27 protein-coding genes and 1 tRNA gene are annotated in these 23,987 nt (G+C 47.9%); 12 read left to right on the forward strand and 16 right to left on the reverse strand.

The genetic code is table 11. The features are described from left to right. The first annotated feature begins 18 nt into the window (after positions 1–18). From thiS to A0U42_RS10895, 5 genes are all read left to right on the forward strand, one after another. On the forward strand, positions 19–213 hold the full coding sequence (thiS, locus tag A0U42_RS10875) for a sulfur carrier protein ThiS (protein ID WP_044505327.1): 195 nt from the start codon (positions 19–21) through the stop codon (positions 211–213). Positions 214–263: 50 nt separating this feature from the next. Continuing rightward, on the forward strand, positions 264–1,034 hold the full coding sequence (locus A0U42_RS10880; RefSeq protein WP_065360995.1) for a thiazole synthase: 771 nt from the start codon (positions 264–266) through the stop codon (positions 1,032–1,034). Between the two features lie 14 nt (positions 1,035–1,048). Beyond that, positions 1,049–2,215, forward strand: a complete 1,167-nt coding sequence (gene thiH / locus A0U42_RS10885) for a 2-iminoacetate synthase ThiH (RefSeq protein ID WP_065360996.1) — start codon at positions 1,049–1,051, stop codon at positions 2,213–2,215. A gap of 219 nt (positions 2,216–2,434) precedes the next feature. After that, a complete protein-coding gene (locus A0U42_RS10890) occupies positions 2,435–3,025 on the forward strand; it encodes a thiamine phosphate synthase (RefSeq protein ID WP_065360997.1) in 591 nt (196 codons plus the stop codon). A gap of 18 nt (positions 3,026–3,043) precedes the next feature. Further along, on the forward strand, positions 3,044–3,565 hold the full coding sequence (locus tag A0U42_RS10895; protein WP_065360998.1) for a cysteine hydrolase family protein: 522 nt from the start codon (positions 3,044–3,046) through the stop codon (positions 3,563–3,565). 79 nt (positions 3,566–3,644) lie between these two features. On the opposite strand, the gene A0U42_RS10900 is transcribed toward A0U42_RS10895, so the two are convergent. Genes A0U42_RS10900 through A0U42_RS10910 form a run of 3 tightly spaced genes read right to left on the reverse strand, consistent with a single transcriptional unit; the run spans position 3,645 to position 5,143 of the window. Further along, complete coding sequence (locus A0U42_RS10900) at positions 3,645–4,058, reverse strand: SoxR reducing system RseC family protein (protein ID WP_065360999.1); 414 nt, start codon at positions 4,056–4,058, stop codon at positions 3,645–3,647. A gap of 30 nt (positions 4,059–4,088) precedes the next feature. After that, positions 4,089–4,733: a lactate utilization protein gene (locus A0U42_RS10905; RefSeq protein ID WP_065361000.1), complete on the reverse strand. Its 645-nt coding sequence runs from the start codon at positions 4,731–4,733 to the stop codon at positions 4,089–4,091. Between the two features lie 11 nt (positions 4,734–4,744). Further along, positions 4,745–5,143 carry a PaaI family thioesterase gene (locus A0U42_RS10910; protein WP_044505320.1) on the reverse strand — a complete coding sequence of 133 codons (399 nt, stop codon included), beginning with the start codon at positions 5,141–5,143 and terminating at the stop codon, positions 4,745–4,747. Between the two features lie 198 nt (positions 5,144–5,341). Between A0U42_RS10910 and A0U42_RS10915 the strand changes: the two genes are divergently transcribed. The 3 genes from A0U42_RS10915 to A0U42_RS10925 all read left to right on the forward strand — a co-directional run bounded on the left by A0U42_RS10915 (position 5,342) and on the right by A0U42_RS10925 (position 8,747). Further along, positions 5,342–5,899, forward strand: coding sequence for a DUF3793 family protein (locus A0U42_RS10915; protein WP_044505319.1), 558 nt, complete (start codon positions 5,342–5,344; stop codon positions 5,897–5,899). A 13-nt stretch (positions 5,900–5,912) separates the two neighbouring features. Next, a complete protein-coding gene (locus A0U42_RS10920; RefSeq protein ID WP_044505318.1) occupies positions 5,913–6,326 on the forward strand; it encodes a flavodoxin in 414 nt (137 codons plus the stop codon). 261 nt (positions 6,327–6,587) lie between these two features. Next, positions 6,588–8,747, forward strand: a complete 2,160-nt coding sequence (locus A0U42_RS10925; RefSeq protein WP_065361001.1) for a PTS transporter subunit IIABC — start codon at positions 6,588–6,590, stop codon at positions 8,745–8,747. A gap of 58 nt (positions 8,748–8,805) precedes the next feature. On the opposite strand, the gene A0U42_RS10930 is transcribed toward A0U42_RS10925, so the two are convergent. Further along, positions 8,806–9,918 carry a 4-hydroxybutyrate dehydrogenase gene (locus A0U42_RS10930; protein ID WP_065361002.1) on the reverse strand — a complete coding sequence of 371 codons (1,113 nt, stop codon included), beginning with the start codon at positions 9,916–9,918 and terminating at the stop codon, positions 8,806–8,808. Positions 9,919–10,031: 113 nt separating this feature from the next. Between A0U42_RS10930 and A0U42_RS11685 the strand changes: the two genes are divergently transcribed. Then, positions 10,032–10,128 (forward strand) — tRNA-Sec (locus tag A0U42_RS11685). Positions 10,129–10,254: 126 nt separating this feature from the next. Here the strand turns inward: A0U42_RS11685 and A0U42_RS10935 are convergent. The 7 genes from A0U42_RS10935 to A0U42_RS10965 all read right to left on the reverse strand — a co-directional run bounded on the left by A0U42_RS10935 (position 10,255) and on the right by A0U42_RS10965 (position 18,312). Beyond that, a complete protein-coding gene (locus A0U42_RS10935; protein WP_065361003.1) occupies positions 10,255–11,214 on the reverse strand; it encodes a 3-hydroxyacyl-CoA dehydrogenase family protein in 960 nt (319 codons plus the stop codon). A gap of 342 nt (positions 11,215–11,556) precedes the next feature. Then, on the reverse strand, positions 11,557–11,973 hold the full coding sequence (locus A0U42_RS10940) for a MaoC family dehydratase (protein WP_044505314.1): 417 nt from the start codon (positions 11,971–11,973) through the stop codon (positions 11,557–11,559). A gap of 24 nt (positions 11,974–11,997) precedes the next feature. Further along, positions 11,998–13,539, reverse strand: a complete 1,542-nt coding sequence (locus A0U42_RS10945; protein WP_065361004.1) for an acyl CoA:acetate/3-ketoacid CoA transferase — start codon at positions 13,537–13,539, stop codon at positions 11,998–12,000. Between the two features lie 34 nt (positions 13,540–13,573). Beyond that, entirely contained in the window at positions 13,574–14,989 is a 1,416-nt protein-coding gene (locus A0U42_RS10950; RefSeq protein WP_065361005.1) for a GntP family permease, read from the reverse strand. A 311-nt stretch (positions 14,990–15,300) separates the two neighbouring features. Next, positions 15,301–16,185 (reverse strand): LysR family transcriptional regulator, encoded by an 885-nt coding sequence (locus A0U42_RS10955; protein ID WP_065361006.1) that lies wholly within the window; start codon positions 16,183–16,185, stop codon positions 15,301–15,303. A gap of 171 nt (positions 16,186–16,356) precedes the next feature. Continuing rightward, positions 16,357–16,725, reverse strand: a complete 369-nt coding sequence (locus A0U42_RS10960; protein WP_065361007.1) for a nucleotidyltransferase substrate binding protein — start codon at positions 16,723–16,725, stop codon at positions 16,357–16,359. Positions 16,726–17,163: 438 nt separating this feature from the next. Then, a complete protein-coding gene (locus tag A0U42_RS10965) occupies positions 17,164–18,312 on the reverse strand; it encodes an aminotransferase class V-fold PLP-dependent enzyme (protein WP_065361008.1) in 1,149 nt (382 codons plus the stop codon). A 344-nt stretch (positions 18,313–18,656) separates the two neighbouring features. Between A0U42_RS10965 and yedE the strand changes: the two genes are divergently transcribed. Genes yedE through A0U42_RS10980 form a run of 3 tightly spaced genes read left to right on the forward strand, consistent with a single transcriptional unit; the run spans position 18,657 to position 20,207 of the window. Further along, positions 18,657–19,733 (forward strand): YedE family putative selenium transporter, encoded by a 1,077-nt coding sequence (gene yedE / locus A0U42_RS10970; RefSeq protein ID WP_065361009.1) that lies wholly within the window; start codon positions 18,657–18,659, stop codon positions 19,731–19,733. 13 nt (positions 19,734–19,746) lie between these two features. Continuing rightward, positions 19,747–19,956: a sulfurtransferase TusA family protein gene (locus A0U42_RS10975; RefSeq protein WP_044505307.1), complete on the forward strand. Its 210-nt coding sequence runs from the start codon at positions 19,747–19,749 to the stop codon at positions 19,954–19,956. Between the two features lie 8 nt (positions 19,957–19,964). Beyond that, on the forward strand, positions 19,965–20,207 hold the full coding sequence (locus A0U42_RS10980; RefSeq protein WP_065361036.1) for a DUF3343 domain-containing protein: 243 nt from the start codon (positions 19,965–19,967) through the stop codon (positions 20,205–20,207). A 102-nt stretch (positions 20,208–20,309) separates the two neighbouring features. Here the strand turns inward: A0U42_RS10980 and A0U42_RS10985 are convergent, their stop codons facing one another. The 5 genes from A0U42_RS10985 to A0U42_RS11000 all read right to left on the reverse strand — a co-directional run bounded on the left by A0U42_RS10985 (position 20,310) and on the right by A0U42_RS11000 (position 23,930). Further along, complete coding sequence (locus A0U42_RS10985) at positions 20,310–20,651, reverse strand: CC/Se motif family (seleno)protein (protein ID WP_255304176.1); 342 nt, start codon at positions 20,649–20,651, stop codon at positions 20,310–20,312. 9 nt (positions 20,652–20,660) lie between these two features. After that, a complete protein-coding gene (locus A0U42_RS11870; RefSeq protein ID WP_255304177.1) occupies positions 20,661–21,062 on the reverse strand; it encodes an iron-containing alcohol dehydrogenase in 402 nt (133 codons plus the stop codon). Between the two features lie 8 nt (positions 21,063–21,070). Further along, positions 21,071–21,751, reverse strand: coding sequence for an iron-containing alcohol dehydrogenase (locus tag A0U42_RS11875; protein WP_255304178.1), 681 nt, complete (start codon positions 21,749–21,751; stop codon positions 21,071–21,073). Between the two features lie 82 nt (positions 21,752–21,833). Further along, positions 21,834–22,448: a hypothetical protein gene (locus A0U42_RS10995; RefSeq protein WP_044505305.1), complete on the reverse strand. Its 615-nt coding sequence runs from the start codon at positions 22,446–22,448 to the stop codon at positions 21,834–21,836. 33 nt (positions 22,449–22,481) lie between these two features. Next, the gene (locus A0U42_RS11000; RefSeq protein ID WP_044505304.1) at positions 22,482–23,930 is read right to left on the reverse strand and encodes a hypothetical protein; all 1,449 of its coding nucleotides are present in this window, start codon (positions 23,928–23,930) and stop codon (positions 22,482–22,484) included. Positions 23,931–23,987: the final 57 nt, after the last annotated feature.

The raw sequence follows: 23,987 nt of genomic DNA on the forward strand, positions 1-23,987 counted from the left end.
ATAGAAAGGAGGGCCAGCATGATACGCATCAACGGCAAGGACATCGCAGCAGACGGCCAGAACCTGCTGTCTTATCTTACCGACCAGGCTTATCGCACAGACCGCATCGCCATCGAACTGAACGGCACGATCGTACCGCGTAAAGCTTATGACACGGTGACCTTAAAAGACGGCGATTCCATGGAAATCGTCCACTTTGTCGGCGGGGGCTAACCCTTCTGACTAAGCAGAAAACCTACACAATATAAAAGGAGTGTCTCCCAATGGAAAAGAAAGATACACTGGTCCTTGGCGGCCATGAATTCACGTCCCGTTTCATCTTAGGCTCCGGCAAATTTTCTGTCGACCTCATCAAGGCGGCAGTCGAACAAGGCGCCGCACAAATCGTCACCATGGCCCTGCGCCGTGTCGAAGCCGGTGAAAAAGACAATATCTTAGACTTCATCCCCAAAGACGTCACCCTGCTGCCCAATACGTCCAGCGCCAGAACGGCTGAAGAAGCCGTCCGCATCGCTCGTTTATCGCGGGAAATCGGCTGCGGCGACTTCATCAAAATCGAAGTCATGCGCGACTCCAAATACCTCCTGCCCGACAACAACGAAACGATCAAGGCTACGGAAATCCTCGCAAAAGAAGGTTTCGTCGTCCTGCCCTACATGTATCCCGACCTCTACGCAGCCCGGGCCCTCGTCGATGCCGGTGCCGCTGCCATCATGCCCTTAGCCTCTCCGATTGGCACCAATAAAGGCTTATCGACAAAGGACTTCATCCAGATTCTCATCGACGAAGTCGATCTGCCCATCATCGTCGACGCCGGCATCGGCCGTCCGTCCCAAGCCTGTGAAGCCATGGAAATGGGTGCCGCTGCCATCATGGCCAATACGGCTATCGCAACGGCCGGTGACCTGCCCCTCATGGCCAAGGCCTTCGGCGAAGCCATTCGTGCCGGCCGCAACGCCTATCTGTCCGGCCTCGGCCGCATCCGTGAAACGGCATCGGCTTCAGATCCGCTTACCGGTTTCTTAGGCGCCTGAGGAGGAATGCGATCATGACAGAAGAAAAACGTATCGACCATATGACCTACCTGCCGGGCATGGAAATCCTCGATTCCGACATGCTCGACCAAGTCGTCGCCATTCACGATTCATTTAACAATGAAGACTTTACCGATAAAGACGTCCGCATGGCCTTATCGAAAGAACGCTTGGACCCGCGGGACTTCATGGCCCTCTTATCGACGGCAGCTGCCCCGTTCCTCGAAGAAATGGCTCAAAAAGCCCATTGGGTCACGCGCCGCCACTTCGGCAACAACATTTCCATCATGACGCCGATTTATTTTGCCAACTACTGCGACAATCACTGCATCTACTGCGGATTCAACTCGCACAACAAAATAAAACGGGCCCGTCTGAACGATGAGGAACTTCACCAAGAATGCAAGAATATCGCCGACTCGGGCATTGAAGAAGTCATCATGCTGACCGGTGAAAGTCCGAAGATGAGCGACATCAAGTACATCGGCAACGCCGTCAAAATCGCTCGCCAGTACTTCCGTGTCATCAACATGGAAATATACCCGACCAACACCAAGGACTATACCTATCTCCACGAATGCGGCGCCGACTATGTCACTGTATTCCAGGAAACGTACAATTCCGACAAATACGAAACGCTCCACTTGGCCGGCCATAAACGAATCTTCCCGTACCGCTTCTATTCTCAGGAACGGGCTATTCTCGGCGGCATGCGCGGCGTCGGCTTCGCAGCCCTCTTAGGCCTCGACGACTACCAGAAAGACGCCCTGGCAACGGGCATGCACGCCTGGCTCATGCAGCGCAAGTACCCTCACGCTGAAATCTCCCTGTCCTGTCCGCGTCTCTGCCCGATCATCAACAACGACAAAATCAATCCAAAAGATGTCGATGAACGGAAACTGACGCAGATCATCTGTGCCTATCGCTTATTCATGCCTTACGCCAACATCGTCGTATCGAGCCGTGAAAGTGCTTCCTTCCGCAATGCCATCATGAAGATTGCAGCCACCAAGGTATCGGCCAGTGTCTGCGTCGGCATCGGCGGCCACCTGCATCAAGACGGGTCGGAAATGGGTGATGAACAGTTTGAAATCACCGACGGCCGTTCCTTCGACCAGATGTACGCTGACATCAAGAACATGGGCCTCCAGCCCCTCACGAGCGAGTATATTTATTTGTAATACTTATCTGATATCCACTATTAAATACCTATATAGAACTATGACAAAAGCAGGTCAGGACCTAATCCACCCCGACCTGCTTTTGTCGTAAACCCGCATGTTCTAAAGCGTTTAACTCATAGGAGGGCCCCATTATATTCTATTGGTATAATCATTGACGTTAGTATGAGATTACTGTATATTTGTAGTATAAAATACTCTAATATTCAGGTGATAATTGTGTTAAAAGTAGCTGCCATTACAAACCACGAACTTGCGGCGACAAACTACTGGGACCAGCTCGAACAAATTGCTGCATCCGACGTAGACTTCATCGTCCTTCGTGAAAAAACGCTTTCTGAAGATGACTACACGGACTATGCCAAACGGGCACTTCGCCTCTGCAGCATTCACCAAAAGACGTGTATCCTTCAACATTTTGGCAAAGTCGCCATTCGACTTCACATTCCTCGTTTCCAATGCTCCTTGTCATACCTTGAAAGCCACTCTTCCTTATTGTATTATATGACAACCCTTGGCGTTTCCGTCCATACCGTAGAAGAAGCCGTCCGAGCCGAAGAACTTGGCGCCACGTATATCATGGCTAGCCATGTCTTCCCGACAGACTGCAAACCGGCGGATAAACCGATCGGCGTCGATACGGTAAAGGCCATCTGCAACGCCGTAAACATTCCTGTCTACGCCTTAGGCGGCGTAAACCCCACGACGGTATCCCAGCTTCAGGACTCCCAGGTTACAGGCGTAGCCCTGATGTCCGGTCTCATGACCTGCCCGGATGTTCCGGAATACTTAAAAGAACTTCGTTCCTAAAGAATACGGGAGGGCAGAATGACTCAAGCATATATCATCATCGACATGCAAAATGATTTTATCGACGGCTCCTTAGGTACGCCTGAGGCTCAAGCCATCGTCCCCCATGTCGAAGCAAAAATCGTTGCCAGCAAAAAAGATACCGACCAAGAGACGGATCTGATCTTCACGCAGGATACCCACGACAACGATTATCTGGAAACCCGGGAGGGACAGAAACTCCCCATTACCCACTGCATCAAAGATACGCGGGGCTGGCGCATCTGCAAACAGCTCCTTCCGTACACGCTCATGGCGGAGATTTTTGAAAAGCCGTCTTTCGGCTGCCCGGCCTTGGTCGATGAAGTCAAAGATTATGACCGACTCGTCCTCATGGGGCTTTGTACCGATATTTGCGTCGTTTCCAATGCGATCTTATTGAAGGCCCATTATCCGGAAAAAGAAATCGTCGTCGACAGCACCTGCTGCGCCGGCTCAACGCCGGAGGCCCACGAAATGGCTTTAAAGATTATGCAGAGTTGCCAAATCGATATCGTATAACTTCATACGTAAAAGGCTGCACATCACACGGTGTGCAGCCTTTTTGCATTTGGCCATCAAACAGATAGGCCCGGCGAAATCAGGCAATGATACCTGTAATCGTCGCCTTGTTTTGATTGTTATTGATCTTCTTTTCGTATCCTTTGAGAATAAGGCAGCCGATAATACCGCCAATGATCATGCCGGCAAAGGCCGTCATTTCCGGCGTCGCCTTTACCTGACCGCCCAAGATGTAGCCGATGATGCCGCAGACGATAATGAGCAGCAGCGGAACACCGAAACAGACGATGCCCTTGACCCCCATGCCGGCATCAGGAATATTAAACTGCACAAACTGGCCCTTCTTAGCACCAATCGGATTGACCGCGTCGATGACGACGTTGTCGGCGCACATGCTGTCACTGCACGGCGAGTACAGATTACTGCGGTTGGTCTGGATCTTGACCAAGCCGTCGGCACAAACTTCTTCAATAACACCCGTTCCTGTTCTCATATAACTCTCCCCTCGATAGGTAATGAAGGCTTAAAAGCCCAGATCTTCTCCAACTAAGATGACCTTGATTCGGCCCTGGGGCTTACAGACCCGCGTCCGAACGACTTGAGCACAAATGCTTTCCGGGTTCGTACAATGGGCACACATGCCCGTTTTAGCACAGGGCGTCCCGGCATTGGGGAAGCGGCCGATATTTTTCGGCGACGCTACCGTATGGGCCCGTTCAATACCGATTTCAACCGTCGGAACGACTTTATTCATGCCGACGATGACGATGACCTGTTTCGGGCCGTAGCAAAGAGCTGCCACGCGGTTGCCATTGCCGTCGATGTTGATGAGCTGACCATCCTGAATGGCTGCGTTGGTCCCCATAATAAAGGTGTCGCAGAGCAAGGCCTTGCGCATCAATTCGACCCGTTCTTCCGGTGTTTTGGCCGAGTCGCGGTCGATGACCTGATTGTGTTCCAAGACATAGGGACGCAGGCCGATTTCATTAATCGAAGCCGAGCCGCCCCAAGAGACGACATCCGTTTCCGGAATGTAGGAAACAGCCTTTTTCAAAGCCTCTTCTACGGTCGGACAGTATGTCGCCTCAAAGCCGCGGGCTTCAAATTTTTTAGCAACAAGCGGGCCTTTAATGTCATACATACGATGGGTCATATCCGTTCTATCCATTCTAAAACCTCCTATTTCGCCAGCATTAATTCTGCCGTAGCTTCGGCAGCTGGCGTGCCGTCGGCATGGGTTATACGCCCTTTCATGATAAATAAGCGACGACGGTGTACTTCCGGCCAACCTTCGATTTTAATCGTTTCGCCGATGCGGATGGCGCTGCGAAAGCGTATCTCGAGCCGTGCCGTATAAGCCGGTTTCCCCTCCGTGCGAAAGACATAGTCACCCATGACTTCATCCAATAAGGTACTGGTCAGACCGCCATGCATCCGATCTCCATAGCTTTCATGCTCCGCCTTCGGTGTAAAATAAGCCACACAGCGGCCGTCTTCTATATGCATATCCAGTTTCAGGCCGATCGGGTTATCACGCCCGCAGCCGAAACAATGATTCGTAGCGCTAGCGCCTTCCATAACACACCCTCCTCTACTTTAATACTCTTTTATTATACTATATTTGGCAAGTCTCGTGAAAGATTCGGCAGGCATTGTGAACAGGTTCACCCGCTGCAAAAAGTTTAATTATTCGAAAATGGTTATCATCTTTATATTGACAATCGATTTCAAATAAACTATACTAAAGGCAACAAAGCGAAAGGAGGGCATACCGATATGAATTTAGATTGTGTGCTAATTAATCACTGTTCTCCGACTCTAGCGGGACTTAAACAGGCATCCCTTCTCTGTCTCCCCCGGCTCGAGGACGGTCAAACTTATGATGAATTAATTGAAAATTACAATCATAAATATAATGCTAAAGGATTATATTTTCGCATCTTGTATGCCTGTCCTAAGCGCACCTTGCTGTATGTATACCGTCCAAATGTAGTTTTAAGGTACATACAGCGGCGAGACATTTCTTCATTTTTGCAGCAATTCGGCTATGCAGACTGTCAGGATATATCGGCATTTTTAGACCGTCTCGCATCGCGTTTTGCAGAAGACGGCTGCTTTCCTCACGAAGCAGGCATCTTTCTTGGCTATCCCCTGGAAGATGTCTGCGGGTTCATTACCAATCGGGGAAACCACGCCAAACTCTGTGGTGAATGGAAGGTCTACGGCGATGTCCACGCCGCAGCCCGCACGTTCCAGCGCTATACCTGCTGCCGGCAGGATTATTTAAATCGCTTTGCAATTGGGACAACATTAGAATCGCTCATCGTAGCATAAGGAGGATTTAATCATGGTAGAAATCGCATATTGGAGTGGAACAGGTAATACGGAAGCAATGGCAAGTGAAATTGAAGCAGCTGTCAAAGCTGCCGGTGCAGATGTAGAATCGGTTCGCTTCGAAGATACAACCGTCGATGATGTAGCCGGTAAAGACGTTATTTTGCTCGGCTGCCCGGCCATGGGTGCTGAAGAATTGGAAGACTCCATTGTCGAACCATTCTTTGCAGACCTCGCTCCCAAATTAAAAGGCAAGAAAGTCGGCCTCTTCGGCTCTTACGGCTGGGGCTCCGGCGAATGGATGGATAATTGGAAACAGCGTACGGAAGACGCTGGCGCCACCATCATCGGGACGGCTATCGTCAACGAAACACCGGATAATGCTCCCGAGTGCAAAGAATTGGGCGAACTTGCCGCTAAGGCATAAGTTGTTTTAACTTCATATTCATTCTCCTCTAGGAAAGGGGCTGCATACCCGACACAGTATGCGGTCCCTTTTCTCATGTCTTAGCTGTTTTTTTCGATTGGGAACGTTTTTGATCCCAATTTTATACGTTTTTGTCAAGTGCCCATGCGATATCGATACAGTCATTCTCTACTTTCATGGTACGCATTCCCGCTGGCTATGCTACAATAATAACGGATTACATTCATTCTCATTTTTTATTTTTAAAGGAGGCTTTATTGCATGAGAGACCAGGTCTTTTCTATTTTACAGGCTGTCGGTCGCAGCTTCATGCTGCCTGTAGCCATACTACCTATCGCCGGTCTGCTCCTCGGTATCGGCGCGTCTTTCACAAACGCCACAACCATCCAGACCTATGGATTGGAAAACATTCTCGGGAATGGGACCATCCTTCATTCCCTGCTCACCATCATGAGTGATGCCGGCAACATCATCTTCGGCAACTTGCCGATCATCTTTGCCGTCGGCGTCGCCATCGGCATGGCCAAACAAGAAAAGGAAGTCGCAGCCTTGTCGGCTATGATTGCCTTTTTCGTCATGCATGCATCGACGAGTTCCGTCTTAAAATTGACGGGCAAGGTACTCGCCGACAATACCGTTTCCCCTGACGTCCTCGAAGGTACCATTGCCAACATCAACGGTATCATGTCCCTTCAAGAAGGCGTTTTCGGCGGCATCATCGTCGGTATCGGCGTCGCCTACCTGCACAACCGCTTTCATAAGATTGTCCTGCCTGATGCCTTATCGTTCTTCGGCGGCTCCCGTTTCGTTCCGATCATCTCAACCGTCGTCTACATGTTCGTCGGCATTGCCATGTACTTCATCTGGCCTGTCGTCCAGAACGGCATCTTTGCCCTCGGCGGCTTGGTAACCGGCACGGGATATGTCGGGACCCTCATCTTCGGTATCATCAAACGTGCCCTCATTCCTTTCGGCCTGCACCATGTCTTCTACCTGCCCTTCTGGCAGACCGGCGTCGGCGGCTCCATGATGATCGACGGCAAGCTCATCCAGGGCGGCCAGAACATCTTCTTTGCTCAGCTGGCCTCGCCGAACGTCGCTCATTTCAGTGCCGATGCAACGCGCTACTTCTCCGGTGAATTCATCTTCATGATCTTCGGTCTCCCCGGCGCAGCCCTTGCCATGTACCGCACGGCAAAGCCGGAAAAGAAAAAGGTCGCCGGCGGCCTGCTCTTATCCGCAGCCTTGACGTCCATGTTCACCGGTATTACCGAACCGATTGAATTCTCCTTCCTCTTCGTCGCACCGATGCTGTTCTACGTCCAGGTCATCCTGGCCGGCGCAGCCTACATGATTGCCCATATCCTGAACATCGCCGTAGGCCTTACCTTCTCGGGCGGTCTCCTCGACCTCTTCATCTTCGGCATTCTGCAGGGCCAAGACAAGACGAGCTGGATGTACATCATCCCCGTCGGCATCATCTACTTCTTCCTGTATTACTTCATCTTCACCTTCCTCATCAAGCGCTTTAACTTAAAGACACCGGGCCGTGAAGACGATGATACGGCAACGAAGCTCTACACCAAAGCCGATGTCAAGGCCCGCGATGCCGCAGCCAAAGAAAGCTCAGCCGGCAAGGCTTCCGGCGATGCCGTCAGCCAAACGATCACTCAGGCCCTCGGCGGCAGCCAAAACATCACTTCTGTCGATGCCTGCGCCACCCGCCTGCGCTGCACTGTTGCTGATTCCGCTCTGGTAAACGACGCAGCCTTGAAAGCAACCGGCGCCGTCGGCGTCATCAAGAGAGGTACCGGCGTTCAGGTCGTCTACGGTCCGCAGGTCGCCGTCATCAAGTCCAATCTGGAAAATTACCTGGCAACCAATCCCCAGGACGGCCCCATCGAAGCCGCCCCGGAAGCGGCACCGGTGGAAGAGCCGAAAAAAGAAACAGCTCCCGAAAAATCAGACGCTGAAAAACGCTACTTCAACTCGCCCTTTACGGGAACCCTCCATCCGATTACGGAAGCTCCGGATGAAGCCTTTGCCGGAAAAATGACCGGCGACGGATTCTTCGTCTATCCGGAAGATGGCGTAGTCTATGCACCGGAAGACAGTACCGTCACCTTCGTCTTCGATACGAAACATGCCCTCGGCATGACCACCGCCGACGGCGTCGAATACTTGCTCCACATCGGCATCGACACGGTCAACCTTAACGGCCAGGGCTTCAAAGTCTTCGTCGAAAACGGTCAGGAAGTCAAGAAAGGCGATAAACTGATGGAATTCGATGATGAATACATCAAAGCCAACGCGCCTTCTGACGCTTGCTTATGCATCTTCACCGATCCCGACCAAGTATCGGACGTTACCCTTGTGAAAACCGGAAACGTAAAAGCCGGCGAACAGGCAGTCTACTTCTAAGATAATTGCTAAACAAAAAATGAGATGTCCCTTCGGGAGCATCTCATTTTTTATACCCTTAATAGAGCTTTTTATAGATTTCATAAACGTCGTCATAAGACAAAGGAACGAAATTATGAGCCATGAGACGACCTTGGTTTTCCATAACCGACTTGGCAAATTCAGCCAGTTCTTCTTCCTTGACCCCATATTCATGAATGGCTTTCTTCGGCAGGATGACGTTGAGCAGTTTTTCCAGCTCATCGTAAACAGAGTCGGCATCACAACCCAGAATTCCGGCAATAAAGGCGTTTAACCGGGCAATTTCACCGTCCGATTTAATCGTCATGTAATGCTTCATGACGCCGGTAAACATGGCGTAATTCGATTCGCCGTGGGGCACGTGGTAGTTCGCTCCCAAGGGATAACTCATAGCGTGAACGGCAGCACAACCGGGAACACTGAAGGCGATGCCGGCCCAGGTACTGGCCAAGAGGAAATCTTTCATCAAAGGAATGCGGGCTTCCGGACCGTGGTCGCGGATCTGTAAATAACCGCTGAGGATGCGTTCAATGGCCTGATAGCTGAAGACGCGGAAACTGGCGCTGGAATCAGGCGACAGGGCCGATTCTACAGCATGGACCAGCGCGTCGATAGAACTCGTCGCAAAGACCGGAAAAGGTAGTGTCTTCAAGAGCTGAGAAATGAGGACGGCCTTATCGGCATAAAGGGCGTCACTCGCAATCCCCTTCTTGGTATGGCGGCTGATGAGGGCCATGACCGAGACGTTGGTCACTTCACTGCCTGTGCCGCATGTTGTCGGAACCAGGATCAGTTCTTTGCCCTTTTCAATGGCCGTCTTCCCGTCAAAGAGGTCGAGAATCGGGCTGACTTGTTTCAAAACGAATAACTTACAAAGGTCCATGACCGTGCCGCCGCCGATGCCGATAATTCGTTTCACATCAGCCGGTATATCTCGGTAAATGGCTTCGGCCATCTCATCAGACGGCTCGCCGCTGCCGTATTTTTCCTGAAAAAGAACATGGCAGGGAAGGTTCAAGGCTTTAAAATTCGGGTCGAAAATATACTGATTGGTGATAATCAAATCATTTGCCCCCAGATGAAGATCGGAAGCAAAGTCTCGGCACGTATCATAAGAGTAAATCGTCGGTTTAAGCTGTAATTCAATCATTCGAACAGACTCCTTTCAAAAGCAGTATGGCTATTATCTACAGTGTACAAAACTGCAAAGCGTTTTTCAACCGTATCGGCTCCATGCCATTCGTGCTATAATAAATACATTATGGGAAAGGACGGGTTCTGGTGTTCCCTCTGGTCTTCAAAACCAGCGTGAGGGGTTAACAGCTTCTCAGGTGGGTTCGATTCCCACCCTTCCCCGCCATAATCAAGGCCTCCGAGACAGGTCCTGGCCTGTGATTCGCTAAAACAGCCAATAAGACAGTAAACAAGCCCTTTCCGGTACAATCGGAAAGGGCTTGTTTGTACGGCAGACGCTGTTATCGAGCAATCAAAATTTTTGACCGGCCTTATCTTTCTTTAACCATTCGATTAAGACTTCTTCACGTCTCATCTCGATGCCTTTCAATTCTTCCGGCGTCCAAGGATAGAGGCCGGTCCCCGTTTTAGCACCGAGGCGGCCTTCATCGACGCACTGTTTCAGGAGAGCCGCGCCTTCCTTATCGTCGGCCAAGTCGGTATTCAGATAGGCGGAAATATTGTAGAAGACGTCGAGACCGCCAAGATCGGCCGTTTCAAGAGGCCCCGTAACGCCGAGCCGCCGTCCGATACCGTATTTACAAATAAAATCAACCGTTTCTGCCGTGGCAATCCCGTCCTGCACACAATGAAGGGCTTCGCGAAGGAGGGCAAACTGCAGGCGGTTACCGACAAATCCCGGCGCTTCTTTTAAGAGAGCCGCCGGCTTTTTCCCGATTTTTTCCATGAGCTGCCACGTAATATCCACTGTTTCTTGACTCGTCTTTTCACCGGGAACGACTTCCACCAAGGGCAATAGGTGGGGCGGGTTCCAAAAATGGGCGACGACAAACCGTTCCGGATGGGCCAAGACCGACGATATCTTCGTCGGCGAAAAGCCCGATGAATCGGTCGCAAAAATGACGTCCGGCGGAAGATATCCTTCCAGTTCACGATACACCTGCTGTTTAACGACCATATCTTCAGCCACCGATTCAATGACAAAATCGGCATCACAGGCGGCTTCTTCAATCGTCGTAACGCCGTGAATGCGCTGTAACAGGGCACCTTCCTCTTCGTCATTCAATAACCTGTTTTCCTTCATGATAGCCAGCGTGGCCCGAATATTCCCCATAGCCCGTTCAATACTGGCATCCTTGCGGCCAAACATGTTTACGTCATAGCCATGACGGGCAAAGTCAATGGCCGTGCCAAAACCCATGGTGCCGCAGCCTAAATTGCAAATCCGTTTAATCTCGTTTACTTGTTTCATATCGTATCTCCCGTTCGCTGTGATATGCCGGTGAATGGGCCAGGACCGCACAAAACCGGGTAAGCCGCCATCTTACCGGCCTTATAGTATATATAATAAAGGACCAGCCTGTAAATCTCAATATAAAGATGAGTGAACACCGCCTAAAGCATAGCTGCACTACACAAAGACAGCGTAATCAGCTACACCGAAGACTACCGCCCCCCCTTTATAGAAATAGAAGCCTCCAAATCTTGGTAAAAGGGCGGTTTCTCCAAGATTCGAAGGCTTTTATTTCTATGAGCAGGTTTTATCTATGAGCTTTTTAAAGGAAGGCCGGCGTGTGAAACCGACCGACAAAACTTATTTTTTCATAACTCGTGCTTTTCCGTCAGTTACCAGCTTGTCGTGCTGGTTGGTAACGGTAGTCCGGAATACAATCCGATGTTTGGCGTCGTCTTTTTCAATGCATTCAACCGTTGCCGTCAAGGTATCTCCATACAATACAGGCGCTAAAAAGCTGAGCTCCTGATTCATGTAAATCGTATCGATACCGGGCAGTTCGGTTCCCAGTACAGCCGAAATGAGACCGGCTGAAATCATACCGTGGGCAATGCGCTGCTTAAAGAGCGAATTCTTTGCAAATTCCGCATTGACATGGACCGGGTTGAAATCGCCCGTAACCCCGGCAAAAGCATACACGTCGTGTTCAGAAATCGTCTTCGACACCGAGGCTCTGTCGCCTACATGGATGTCATCGTACGCAATATTTCTTGCCATCATATCACCTCCTTAAAAGAATATCTATACATCTAAGCCCATGGGCTTATCTTCAAAAATACGGCTGTCCATCAATTTGACATCCTTCATGATCGGCTTAAATTCCATGTGAGCCAATACATCTTTTTCTAAATCGATGCCCGGTGCAATTTCGATCAGTTCCATGCCTTCCGGCGTCAATTTAAAGACGGCTCGCTCCGTAACGTACAGCACGGGCTGTCCGACAGAATTAGCATAATCGCCGCTGAAGGTGATTTGTTCGACCTGTTTCAGGAACTTGTGGTTACGTCCCTCCTGATCGATGATCAATTTTCCGTCCCGGACCGACTCTTTCAGGCCGCCGGCCGTAAAGGTGCCGCAATAAATGACCTTTTTAGAGTTCTGCGTAATGTTGATGAAACCGCCGCAGCCGGCAACACGGCCTTTGAACTTGCTGACATTGATATTCCCATGCTCATCGGCTTCAGCCAGGCCCAAGATAGCCAGGTCGACGCCGCCGCCATCGTAAAAGTCAAACTGGTAGGGCTGATCGATGATGGCATGGGCATTGGTCGCGGCCCCGAAGCTTCCACCGCCGGCAGGAACACCGCCGATCGTACCGGCTTCCGTCGTCAAGACCATGCCTTCAACACCTTCTTCCGCGGCGATGGAGGAAACGCCTTCGGGCATACCGATACCGAGGTTTACGACGGCATCGGGAATCAATTCCATGGCGCAGCGGCGGGCAATGATCTTGCGGTTAGTCAGTTCCATGGCCGGCAGTGAATCGACGGGAACTTTCAAATCGCCGTTAAAGGCCGGATTGAATTCATGGTCCCAAGTCATGAGATGATCGGCTGTATCGCTTTGAACGATATAATCGACGAGTACGCCGGGAATCTTAATATCTTTCGGATCGAGGGTGCCGCGAGCAGCCACTTTTTTTACCTGGGCAATGACGATTCCGCCGCAGGCATGGACGGCTGCCGCAATGGACAGGGCTTCGCCGGTCCCGATTTCTTCTTCCATGGAAATATTGCCGTCCTGGTCCGCTGTCGTGCCCCGGATGATGCCCACGTTAAGGGACAGGGGCTTATACCAAAGCCATTCTTCGCCCTTCATATTGACGACTTCCACTAAGTCTTCCGTCGTCTGAGCGTTTAATTTTCCGCCTTCTAAGCGGGGATCGACGAAGGTGCGCAGGCCAACCTTGGTAATCGTCCCCGGCCGCTGGCCGGCAATATCCCGAAACCACTGGGAAATCGTGCCCTGCGGGAAGTTATAGGCAGCTACTTTATTGTCCATAACCAGCTTACCGATGCGCGGCGTCAAGTTAAAGTGACCGCCGACGATGCAGCGCAGCAACCCTTCTTCGCCCAGATGATTAAGTCCTCGTTCACCGCCGTCCCCTTGACCGGCGGCAAAGACGACGTTTAAATCTCGAGGCGTACCCGTTTCCAGATAAGAAGCCTGGATGGCCTTCAATACGGCTTCGGGGATAATCCCGCCGACAAAACCGCTTGTAGCCAAGGTAGCTCCATTTTCAATCTTTTGCACAGCCTCAGCAGCTGTTATAAATTGTGCCATATCAACATCTCCTTTATCGTAACTAATCTATCCGTTAGTGAAGCCCTGTAACCGAGTAAATAAGGATGACTACAAAAACGGCAAAGGTCTTCAAGAGGGTAATTGCAAAAATATTTTTATAAGAACTCCGATGAGTTAATCCGCAAACGGCGAGCAAGGTAATGACGGCGCCGTTATGAGGCAGGGTATCGAGACCGCCCGACGCCATGGAGGCTACGCGGTGAAGGATTTCAGGACCCATGCCGATAGACGAGGCCCATGCCAGCCAGTCTTGGGACATCAATTCAAGGGCAATGGCCATACCGCCCGAGGCGGATCCGGTAATACCGGCCAAGGTCGTGACGCTGATCGCTTCCGATACCAACGGCGTACCGCCAATATGGATGTTGATCAAAGCGTGGGCTACGTGGGAAAAGCCCGGAAGCTGCGAAATAACATTGCCATAGCCGACTTCTGATGCCGTGTTCATGATGGCCAAGAGAGAACCGATGGCACCGGCATTGAGAATCTTGGTCAGGCGGTCGATTGATTTAATCTCCCCTTTACCGATGATAAGGGCTAAGAAAATCCCGACGACCAAGGCGATAATCAAGGACCAGATGCTGGCAACATTTTTAACCTGAGCCACGACGAGAGGCACGCCCTTCATGGACTGGAAGGGTTCGAGAATGGCCGGATGCCAAATGACGATTTCCGTAATGAGGAAGTTAATGACCAAGACCGCCAGCAAGGGAATACAGGCTAATTTCCAAGAAACCAAGACGGCATCCGGATTGTCTTCCGGTTCATTGATGGTATGATTCCCGTAGCCTTCCCCATTGGCGATGGCCTGTTTCAAGCAGCGGGTCAGATAGACCAGACCGCCGCCATAGATAATGCAGGCACCGATGATGCCGGCGACAGGAGCGGCATACAAGGTCGTTCCGAAATAGGCCGTCGGGATGATATTTTGAATCTGCGGTGTCCCGGGCAGGCAGTCCATCGTCGCCGTGAAGGCGCCCAGGGCGATGATACCCGGAAGTAAGCGTTTCGGATAATTCGCTTCCTTGAAAAGAGCAGCCGCGAAAGGATAAACGGCAAACACGACGACGAACAAGCTGACACCGCCATAGGTTAAGAGAGAGGCTGCAATGACAATCGACATGACGGCTTTATGCGGTTCTTTTCCAAGGCCGGTAATGATAGCTCTGGCAATACTTTTAGCCAGGCCCGTGTCTTCCATGACCTTACCAAAGATAGCGCCTAACAGGAAAATCGGGAAAAAGGACTTAATATAAGTGACGGCCTTGCCCATAAACAACTCCGTATAGGAAGGCATAATGGCCAGCCCCGATAATGAGGCAGCCAAGAGAGCCATAATGGGAGCCATCATGATAACGGAAAAACCGCGGTACGCAAAGGCAATCAATCCCAGCAAACTAAGAATAATAATGATTACACCAAAATCCATACGTATCACTCCTTATCGAATTTTAAATCATTTTGTTGTTAAGCTTGGTCCGAGATAAATGTTCCTTATTTCACATATCCAAATAAAAGGATGGGAACACGGACCGGGAGGGACGAACCTTCATGTGGTTCAAAGCATTACATTGGTTTATCACACGTGTAAATAATTGAGATTCATTTCTCGTATGCTTTTGTTGCCTACATCGTATCATCGCTGCTATGCTTTTGTAAAATACATCGATTTCATCCCTGTAATGAATAAATTTCACGTAAAAAAAGCACCTGACTCCGAAGAGTCAAGTGCTTAAAAAATCAGATGTGCAGCTTCGATTTTTGAACTAAATCCCAAAAGAGTTTCATGGGTGTACTCAGAAATTTCTCCTGATGGTACGCCGCTAACGGAATCCAAGGAAGGGACGGATTACTGAGACGCAGGGATTTTACTCGCTTACTGCAGAATTTTTGAATGATCGGCTTCGGTAAGATGGTGACTCCCTCGCCATAAGAAACGGCTTCTACCAATAAGTCCCATTGTGCGCTCTCCATTTGAATCTTAGGCGTGAATCCGGCTTCCTTGCAAGATTCCACCATGCGGTCGTGAAGCATGAAAGATTTGTCGAGCGAAAAAAACGGCTGGTCCTTTAACTGGGAAAAAGAAACGGTATCATAATTAGCCAGGCGGTGACTCGTTGAGACGACACAAACCGCTTCCGACTCCATAATGGGGATTTTATTGACCTCCGGATGGTCAAAAGGCTCGATGATAATACCGATATCGACGGCACCGGCCTGTATCAGTGAAAAAACGGTTTGGGCTCCGATTTCCGTAATTTGCAGGGTGATTTCGGGATACATCTGCTGATATTGATGAAAAAGCGAATGAATGACCGTTACCGTAACAGGCGGTATCCCGAGAATCAACTTTCCCCGCTGACTGTGCAAAAGAGTCGCCAGCACTTCCGTTTCAGCCTGATAATTCGATACGATTTTGACGGCACTATTGTAAAAAATTTCGCCGGCAGATGTCAATTTAAACTTACGGGCCTTTCGATCGATGAGTTCCGTATTATACGTCTGTTCCAGATTTTTTATGGCCTTGCTGATTGTCGATTGGCTGATAAAGAGAGATTCCGCAGCTCGGGTAATACTGTTTTCCCGCACGGTCTCGATAAAATAGGAAAAGTGATTGATATTCATAAGCATGCCTCCTTCTATATAAAATATGTCATCAAATCATTTTTTTGACAATTCCCCATCCGAAAAGCCGGCATCGGTATAACCGTCGACGCAAATACAATCATCAGCTCCATGAAAAGAGTTCATCCTCCCCATATAATGAAGGCTGTCACCGAGATGACAGCCTTTTAATCAGTTTTCAAGGGCTTCTATCATCGACTCGAAAGCAGGTACATAATAGCGGGTAATCCGCTGTACCTTCTCCTCTACAGGTTCCGTACAGTCCGGACGGTACCGATCTTTCAACATGGACAGCCAAACCGATTCATCGACAAAGAGATGCCGTTCGTAAGCATCCAAAATCAATTCCTTCGGGGTCAACGAAATGGCAAGTGAGGGATTACTTTCCGAAAGATAATCGCGAAACACCTGCTGTCCCAGATCAAACTCATCCATAAACCAATGAACAATGCCGTGCAAAATAAATACATTCGATAAATCCTCTTTCTGTAAAGAAGAAAAATCGTTCAAGCCTTGTGAAAACAGATCAATGGTTTTCATAGACTCACCACCTTTTAACCATCTTATATACTTATCGTATAAAATAAAGGTTATAATTGCAAAAGACTTTAATTCATCAGCGGCTATACTTTTTTTCATCCATATGACCCATCTTGAATCCGGAAAAATCGAAGACCTATCCCTCCATTCCATTTTCATCGGATTATCCATGATAACATCGCAAGTGATAAAGCAACAATAGTAATTATACCATTAATCACTCCCTCTGTATTTGCATAAATGAAAAATTCAATTGCCTTTTATTGCACCATGAGGGTGGGCTGATGCAAAAAAGACGACGTCACCACCGTGACCGCCGTCTTTCATTGTTATTACTGCTGTTTAGTCCCTGTCAAAACCACTGCCATTCTTTTTTTCAAGTATCCGCCCGTAAAAGGAGGCGTGTATTGTCACACCGGATCAAAGCTTTACATTCACCTATTTACAAATAGCTTTCAATGCAGCAATAGCTCGGTCAACGTCTTCCTCCGTGTTATAGTGACTGAAGGAAAAGCGAGTCGTCCCGGCCGGAAAGGTATGCAGTGTTTTATGAGCCCCCGGAGCACAGTGCAGACCGACTCGCGTCAAAATCCCGTATTGATTTTCCAACTCAAAAGCGACCTGTGCATTGTCCCTGCTCCTCGAAGAGATAGAAACGACGGCCACCCGCTGATGGGTATCTGTTCTGCCGGCAACCGACACATCGGGGATAGATGTAAGTCCCTCTAAAAATTGATTGGTCAAGGCCATTTCCTTCTCATGTATTTTCGCAATTCCCTTGTCAGCTAAATAGGTTAATGAAGCATGAAGTCCTACAATTCCCGGCAAGTTTAACGTTCCCGCCTCAAACTTATCCGGCAAAAAATCGGGAACTTCTTCACGGTGAGACAAGCTTCCCGTCCCGCCGCTAATAAGAGGCACCAGGCTATCCGCTAACTCATCCGTAACAATAAATCCTCCGATGCCTTGTGGCCCCAGAAGCCCTTTATGACCGGTAAAGCAAAGGGCATCGATATGCATATCTTCCATATGGATAGGAAGAACTCCGGCCGTCTGAGCACTGTCGACAATAAACTTCAAGCCATAGCGGTGACAAAAATCTCCGACTTCCATCAAGGGCATGACTGTCCCACAGACATTAGAGGCATGAGTCATAACGACCGCCTTGGTATTGGAGCGAACCAGTGCTGCCGCTTCATGCAGGCACAATTCCCCCTGCTGCGTACAGGGAATCCGATCAAAAGATACCCCTTCACGAGCTAATTGAACTAAAGGACGCATAACGGCATTATGTTCCATAGAGGATACCAAAACGTGGTCGCCCGGCCGAAGCAGCCCTTTTAAAACCATATTCAAACTCGTCGTGACATTGGTCGTAAAGATAACATTCTTACAGTCAGGACTCCCAAACAAATGGCTTAACGCCAGTCGCGTATGGTACACAACATTTTCTGTCTCATAGGCAGGGCCATAAGACCCGCGATTGATATTGACCCCTGAATGTGCAATAAACTCCCCTACCGCCTTCGCTACCGTCGGAGGTTTGGGAAAAGACGTACAGGCATTGTCCATATATATGGTATTCATAACGAACTCCTTTCAAATAAAACAAGTCAGGATATATTCTACGGTGATATACATCACTAAAAAACATGAGTCAGAAAACCTATCCATGATCCATTCTTGCGCAAAACGGTATATTTATCTATTAGTATAGCCAGCAAAAACAGTCTATGCAACCAGTATATCCCCATTTTACTTTCAGTAAGAATCAAAATCTCCTCAAATAAAATCACGAAAATAAAATTTTATGCATTTGTGAAATAATTTACTTTTTCTGACGCGCATGATATAATCAAATTAATTATTAGTCCTTCTTTTTTTTTGTTAGGTTGTCTTGTAAAAAAATAAATGCATAGGAGGTAGTGATAATGAGTTTAGAAAGGGAAAAAATTATCATCATCATTTCAGGACTCATCATTGGCGTAATTGCCGGTCTTTTAGTCGTTGCCGGAAATCCTGCCAATATGGGTTTCTGTATCGCTTGCTTTATCCGCGATACAGTCGGAGGGTTGGGACTGCATAGAGCCGGTGCCGTACAGTATATTCGACCTGAAATCATCGGCCTGCTGCTGGGATCATTCATCCTCTCGTTAATTCGTCATGAACACGGCTCCCGCGGTGGTTCTTCTCCGGTGACCCGATTCATTTTAGGATTCTTCGTCATGATAGGCTGCCTGATGTTTTTAGGGTGCCCCTTCCGAATGATTCTGCGAATTGCCGGTGGTGACTGGAATGCCTTAGTCGGCCTTGCCGGTTTTGCCTGCGGCATCGGTGCCGGTGTCTTCTTCTTGAATCGCGGTTACTCCTTAAAGAGAACCTATACGCAAACCAAACTCGACGGCTTTATCATGCCGGCCGTGCAAATCGTCATTTTAATTTTATTAGTTCTCGCACCGGCCTTCATTCTCTTTACCCCTGCCGGCGGAGGCCCCGGGGCCAAGCATGCTGCCGTTTGGATTTCATTGGGAGCCGGCCTCATCGTCGGCGCGTTAGCGCAGTACACCCGCTTTTGTATGGTTGGCGGAATCCGTGATTTCATCTTATTCCGTGAAACAAAATTATTACTCGGCTTTATCGCCCTCTTAGTCGCCGCCTTTGCCGTAAATCTGGCTGTCGGCAATTTCCATCCTGGTTTCACAGGACAGCCCATCGCCCATGCCGACGGACTTTGGAACTTCTTAGGCATGCTCTTAGCCGGTTTCGGTTGTGCCCTTCTCGGCGGCTGCCCCATGCGCCAGCTTATTTTAACCGGCGAAGGCAACACCGATTCGGCCGTTACCTTCTTGGGCCTGGCTGCCGGCGCTGCCTTTGCCCATAACTTTGCCTTAGCGGCTTCGGGAAATGGCCCGACCATGAACGGTAAATACGGAGTTATCATCGGATTGATCGTCGTTTTAATCATTGCCATCGTAAACACATATTCGCAAAAGAAAGCTATGAATTGAGGTGAGCCACATGATGATAGATGCCAGAGGTTATTCCTGCCCGGAACCGGTTATTATGGTAAAAAAAGCTTTAGAACAACAAAGGGACGACAAAACCTGTGAAGTACTGGTAGACAACCACGCTGCCCTTGAAAACATCACTCGTTTCGTCACCCACCAAGGATACGCCGTAGAATCGGCCGAACAGGGAGACGATTTTCTCCTGAAAATCACACGGAAGTAGTGAAAGCCATGTACTACGTCGCTTTATTTTATTCCCATTTCGGGGCCATTCGATTCATCAATTCCCTTCCCGAAAGCATTGTCGAGAAGCGGATGATGCCTGTCCCCCGCTCCCTAAGCGCATCCTGCGGAACCTGCGTCCGCTTTAAAGGGCCCGATGACTACACCGTTACCGTCAACGAAAGTCATGAAGTCGAACAAATCGTAAAAGAAACAAAGGATGGCTATATAACCGTCTTTCAATCAGAATAACATGAGAATGATAAAAGTATCGCATCTGTACACCGTGCAGATGCGATACTTTTATTTTAGAATAATCAAATTAGAAGTTGGACTACCGTCGGTGAATACTAGTTACAGTTCAAACGCCTTATCACGAGTCATGGCAACTCCTTGTGCACCTTCTATGGTCAACCATTGCTGAAATAAAAACTTTTTCAAATTTATAGAAATAGCTGAATAACCTTGTTGAATCTGCAATTTAGGATGATACCAGATAATGATATCATCAATTTTTTCGAAGGGATATCCATCTTGTTTGATAGGTGATCCTAAACTAACTTCAGGGACATAGCTGCCCCAAATTAAATCTCCTTTGCAGCAACAACCGCCAGACGGTTCAAAAGCAAGGGTGACGACAGCCTGTCCGCCATTAGTTTCAATATACTTTTTAGCTTGTCCCGTTATAGTAAACATCTTGATTCCTCATTTCTTACGTCCTAAGGCATCGGCTTCCATAATAGCCTTATATACATCATCAGCCGTAATATCAGGACGAACATTTTTTGTGAATTGAGTCGGCACTGTTGCGGCTTCCGCTACCGCCTGCAGTTCTTCAGCGTTTACTTCAACAATCCCTAAATCAGCTAAACAAGACGGGAGCCCTACAGATTTAATATAATTCAATACAGTTTCCCACTCATCATGTGGTGATTTTTCCAGAAGAAGCTGCGCCAATAAACCGAATGCAACTTTTTCACCATGAGAAGCGTGATGGGCTTGAGGTACATGAGCCAGCCCATCATTAATAGCATGGGCTGCTGCCAATCCGCCTGATTCAAAACCAACGCCACTAAGGTATACACAGGCTTCAACGACAGCGTCCAAAGCAGGTGTCACGTTTTCGCATCAACGGCTTTCAACGCATCTAAAGAGTATTGCAATAAGGTTTTATAACACAGCTCCGATAATGCTAACGCTGTAATAGAACAATTTCCACGCGCCATAGTTTTAGCGTTACTCCGACGACAAGCCCGGGCTTCAAAATAAGTAGCCAACGCATCCCCCATTCCGGAAATCAGATATTTTTTAGGCGCTTTCGCAATGATATCAGTATCGACTAAAACAAGATCCGGATTATGTTTCATCATCAGTGCTTTGATAACAATCCCCTGTTTATTATAGATGACAGACACACTGCTACAGGGCGCATCATTAGATGCAATCGTAGGAATAATAATAACTGGTAAACCACCTAAATTAGTGGCTACCGCTTTTGCGGTATCAATCGCTTTTCCTCCACCTACACCAACAACGACATCACACCCATGATCCACTGCTAAACTCTGGATATCTGCAATGACTTCTGGGGTACACTCACCAGAAAATTCAGCATAAAACACGGTTTTATTTATTTCTGTCAATGCAGTGTCAATGATTTTACCGACTCTTTTTTTATTGTTGGGAGATATTACCACTAAAAAATTATCTCCCATCTTTTTAGCATATTTCCCTAACTTACCTAACTCTCCCGCTCCTTGAACATAATATCCAGGAGCTTTAATGCCAATAGACATAGATAATCCCCACCTTTAAATGTTCCATAGAAAAAACTAGGCTCTCCTTGCAAAAAGAGAGCCTATAAAAATATACACTAAATTATGAATACAAATCCGGCAAATCTGCCAATCTACGAGCAAGAACATATACATCTTCCTCTATTTGACAAATCAACATATCCCGGTTTGCATTTGTACAGGGGATATTCGTTTCAACCCCACCATTCAAATTATCATGGCAAATGCGATTTAAATCTTCAAAGACCTTTAGGATTCCGTCCGTATCTTGGCTGACTGTTTTTAGAAGATCATTAAAATAAACCTTGTCCTGGTCATCGTATTTAAAAATAGTACACCAATATGCCAAAAGGTCGGATTCATTCAACCCTGTCTTTTGAAAAATCAGGGTTTTCTGAGAAGATAATAAAAGTAGTAAACAGGATAAATATGACTTTACCACCAATGGAACCTGGGATTTAATTTTCGCAAAATACCGCCGGTGGGACCAATATCCATTAAAAGTCAATTCATTTTTTTCCAGAAGATTTTTGATTCCATCATTAGCTGATACTCCGCAAATCATGAAAAAACGTTTCATGCCTTCATTTGTCGATCTGCTTTTCGCATTCATCAAACATTTTCTCACAAAAAACTCACAAACTTCTGTTGTATTCGATTTTGTCATTTTCCGTAACAGATCGCCATAATACTGCATAGCACAAACCTCCGGATATCAAAATTCTACTACTTATTTTTCTGCGCCTTCTTTTTCAATATTCAGCTCTTTCAAGGCAGCTGTATTGAAAATCGGATCTGCTTTGGTATTATACAGGGACATTTTACGTTTGAAGAAATTTTTACCAAATACAAGCAGGCAAAGAACAATCCCAACACCTAAAGCCATTGCAGCACCACGAGATACGAGGACACCACCGATAATGCCGGCAACACCAAGATCATTAAAGGTCTTAGCACGAAGAACGCCAACGCGAACAGCTACATAGCCTTGAATCAACATGGTCAAAGCTAAGGCAATTGGCAGAACAGGTTTTACGAAGCTTACAATAGGCGACAACCAGTACCCGGTAAAAGTCCCCAATCGGAAGGAAGCTACCCCACCAATCAAGCTGTCCATTGCTTCACGCCCGTGTTTATATCGTTCACAAATAACAACCTGCATAGCAGCCCATAACGGACCACACATCGACAGGTCCGGACCTAACATAGCCATCGTCATGTTACGAACACCAACGATAACGTTGTTACGATTGGCATCAAAGTGAATGTTTTCGTCCCCATGACGAAATTCGCGGGCTTCATCAATCAAAGCATCTGCCTGAATCAATTCACCAAAGAGAACAACATAGGTAGCAACAACCAGAGGCATTGCTTGGACATAATAAGACATCGCAGGGAATCCAATTCGTTCCGCAAAAGGACTCCACTGAGTAAAGACTTCTACAAAGTGAGGATGAGTAAAGCCCATTTCAATCGTAGGCCACGGTAATTCGCCTACAATAGGAGCAATAATAACCGCCAAGACCATTGCCGGCAATAAACCTAAATCAGAAATAACACGGAAAACTTTATTCTTATTCATGATGCTCTTAAAATGATTGCTAAAAGAGCAATAGAAAGCAAAGCCTACGGCAATAGCAATGGTAAATGGATATTTATCAAAATTACCGCCGGTATTGAATACTAATCGGACAGCTGCAATGCCAGCGCCAATCAGAATCCCTGATTTTAAGGCATCTGGAACTAAATCGACAACACGTTTAGCTAATCCAGTCGCCCCTAAGAAGAAAGTAAGCAACCCCAACTCAAACTCAAAGGCAATGAGTGCATGCATACGTTCTGCCGTATCATTCGGAAATTCACCTAACCATAATAAAAGCAAAGGAATAGCCGGTGTAATCCACCCAGGGACAACCGGGTCCCCCAAATGAGCATGCCAAGTATACAAAAAGCCGTTCATGATAACGATAGTAATCGCAATTTCAAAAGGCATCCCTAAATATTCCTGTAAAACCGGAATAATGCCGAGACAAACAGCACAGAGGAGTAACCCCTGAACATAATCAGGCCATTCAAAACGATAGTGGATAAAAGGCAAACGCAGGACCAAATTAAAGATATGCAAATTAATCCCTGGTTGAAGTTCGCCTTCTTTACGTTTATAAACAGGACCGAACATAAGCTTGTTCCCTTCTTTCTCTTTTAAATTTAGACAAAAATAGCGCCAAAGCAACGC

The sequence above is a fragment of the Megasphaera sp. DISK 18 genome (genome assembly GCF_001682955.1).
Lineage (GTDB): Bacteria > Bacillota > Negativicutes > Veillonellales > Megasphaeraceae > Megasphaera > Megasphaera massiliensis.

What these genes read in the sequence shown, in the direction of transcription:
- A0U42_RS11000 (WP_044505304.1), bottom strand. Translation starts at nt 23,930, where the DNA reads ATGTTCGGTCCTGTTTATAAACGTAAAGAAGGCGAACTTCAACCAGGG.
- A0U42_RS10980 (WP_065361036.1), top strand. Translation starts at nt 19,965, where the DNA reads ATGTACTACGTCGCTTTATTTTATTCCCATTTCGGGGCCATTCGATTC.
- A0U42_RS10995 (WP_044505305.1), bottom strand. Translation starts at nt 22,448, where the DNA reads ATGCAGTATTATGGCGATCTGTTACGGAAAATGACAAAATCGAATACA.
- A0U42_RS10905 (WP_065361000.1), bottom strand. Translation starts at nt 4,733, where the DNA reads ATGGATAGAACGGATATGACCCATCGTATGTATGACATTAAAGGCCCG.
- A0U42_RS10900 (WP_065360999.1), bottom strand. Translation starts at nt 4,058, where the DNA reads ATGAGAACAGGAACGGGTGTTATTGAAGAAGTTTGTGCCGACGGCTTG.
- A0U42_RS10940 (WP_044505314.1), bottom strand. Translation starts at nt 11,973, where the DNA reads ATGGCAAGAAATATTGCGTACGATGACATCCATGTAGGCGACAGAGCC.
- A0U42_RS10920 (WP_044505318.1), top strand. Translation starts at nt 5,913, where the DNA reads ATGGTAGAAATCGCATATTGGAGTGGAACAGGTAATACGGAAGCAATG.
- thiH (WP_065360996.1), top strand. Translation starts at nt 1,049, where the DNA reads ATGACAGAAGAAAAACGTATCGACCATATGACCTACCTGCCGGGCATG.
- A0U42_RS10910 (WP_044505320.1), bottom strand. Translation starts at nt 5,143, where the DNA reads ATGGAAGGCGCTAGCGCTACGAATCATTGTTTCGGCTGCGGGCGTGAT.
- A0U42_RS10895 (WP_065360998.1), top strand. Translation starts at nt 3,044, where the DNA reads ATGACTCAAGCATATATCATCATCGACATGCAAAATGATTTTATCGAC.
- A0U42_RS10955 (WP_065361006.1), bottom strand. Translation starts at nt 16,185, where the DNA reads ATGAATATCAATCACTTTTCCTATTTTATCGAGACCGTGCGGGAAAAC.
- A0U42_RS10935 (WP_065361003.1), bottom strand. Translation starts at nt 11,214, where the DNA reads ATGAAACAAGTAAACGAGATTAAACGGATTTGCAATTTAGGCTGCGGC.
- A0U42_RS10985 (WP_255304176.1), bottom strand. Translation starts at nt 20,651, where the DNA reads ATGTTTACTATAACGGGACAAGCTAAAAAGTATATTGAAACTAATGGC.
- A0U42_RS10950 (WP_065361005.1), bottom strand. Translation starts at nt 14,989, where the DNA reads ATGGATTTTGGTGTAATCATTATTATTCTTAGTTTGCTGGGATTGATT.
- A0U42_RS10975 (WP_044505307.1), top strand. Translation starts at nt 19,747, where the DNA reads ATGATAGATGCCAGAGGTTATTCCTGCCCGGAACCGGTTATTATGGTA.
- A0U42_RS10945 (WP_065361004.1), bottom strand. Translation starts at nt 13,539, where the DNA reads ATGGCACAATTTATAACAGCTGCTGAGGCTGTGCAAAAGATTGAAAAT.
- A0U42_RS10925 (WP_065361001.1), top strand. Translation starts at nt 6,588, where the DNA reads ATGAGAGACCAGGTCTTTTCTATTTTACAGGCTGTCGGTCGCAGCTTC.
- A0U42_RS10930 (WP_065361002.1), bottom strand. Translation starts at nt 9,918, where the DNA reads ATGATTGAATTACAGCTTAAACCGACGATTTACTCTTATGATACGTGC.
- A0U42_RS10915 (WP_044505319.1), top strand. Translation starts at nt 5,342, where the DNA reads ATGAATTTAGATTGTGTGCTAATTAATCACTGTTCTCCGACTCTAGCG.
- A0U42_RS10880 (WP_065360995.1), top strand. Translation starts at nt 264, where the DNA reads ATGGAAAAGAAAGATACACTGGTCCTTGGCGGCCATGAATTCACGTCC.
- A0U42_RS10960 (WP_065361007.1), bottom strand. Translation starts at nt 16,725, where the DNA reads ATGAAAACCATTGATCTGTTTTCACAAGGCTTGAACGATTTTTCTTCT.
- yedE (WP_065361009.1), top strand. Translation starts at nt 18,657, where the DNA reads ATGAGTTTAGAAAGGGAAAAAATTATCATCATCATTTCAGGACTCATC.
- A0U42_RS10965 (WP_065361008.1), bottom strand. Translation starts at nt 18,312, where the DNA reads ATGAATACCATATATATGGACAATGCCTGTACGTCTTTTCCCAAACCT.
- thiS (WP_044505327.1), top strand. Translation starts at nt 19, where the DNA reads ATGATACGCATCAACGGCAAGGACATCGCAGCAGACGGCCAGAACCTG.
- A0U42_RS11875 (WP_255304178.1), bottom strand. Translation starts at nt 21,751, where the DNA reads ATGTCTATTGGCATTAAAGCTCCTGGATATTATGTTCAAGGAGCGGGA.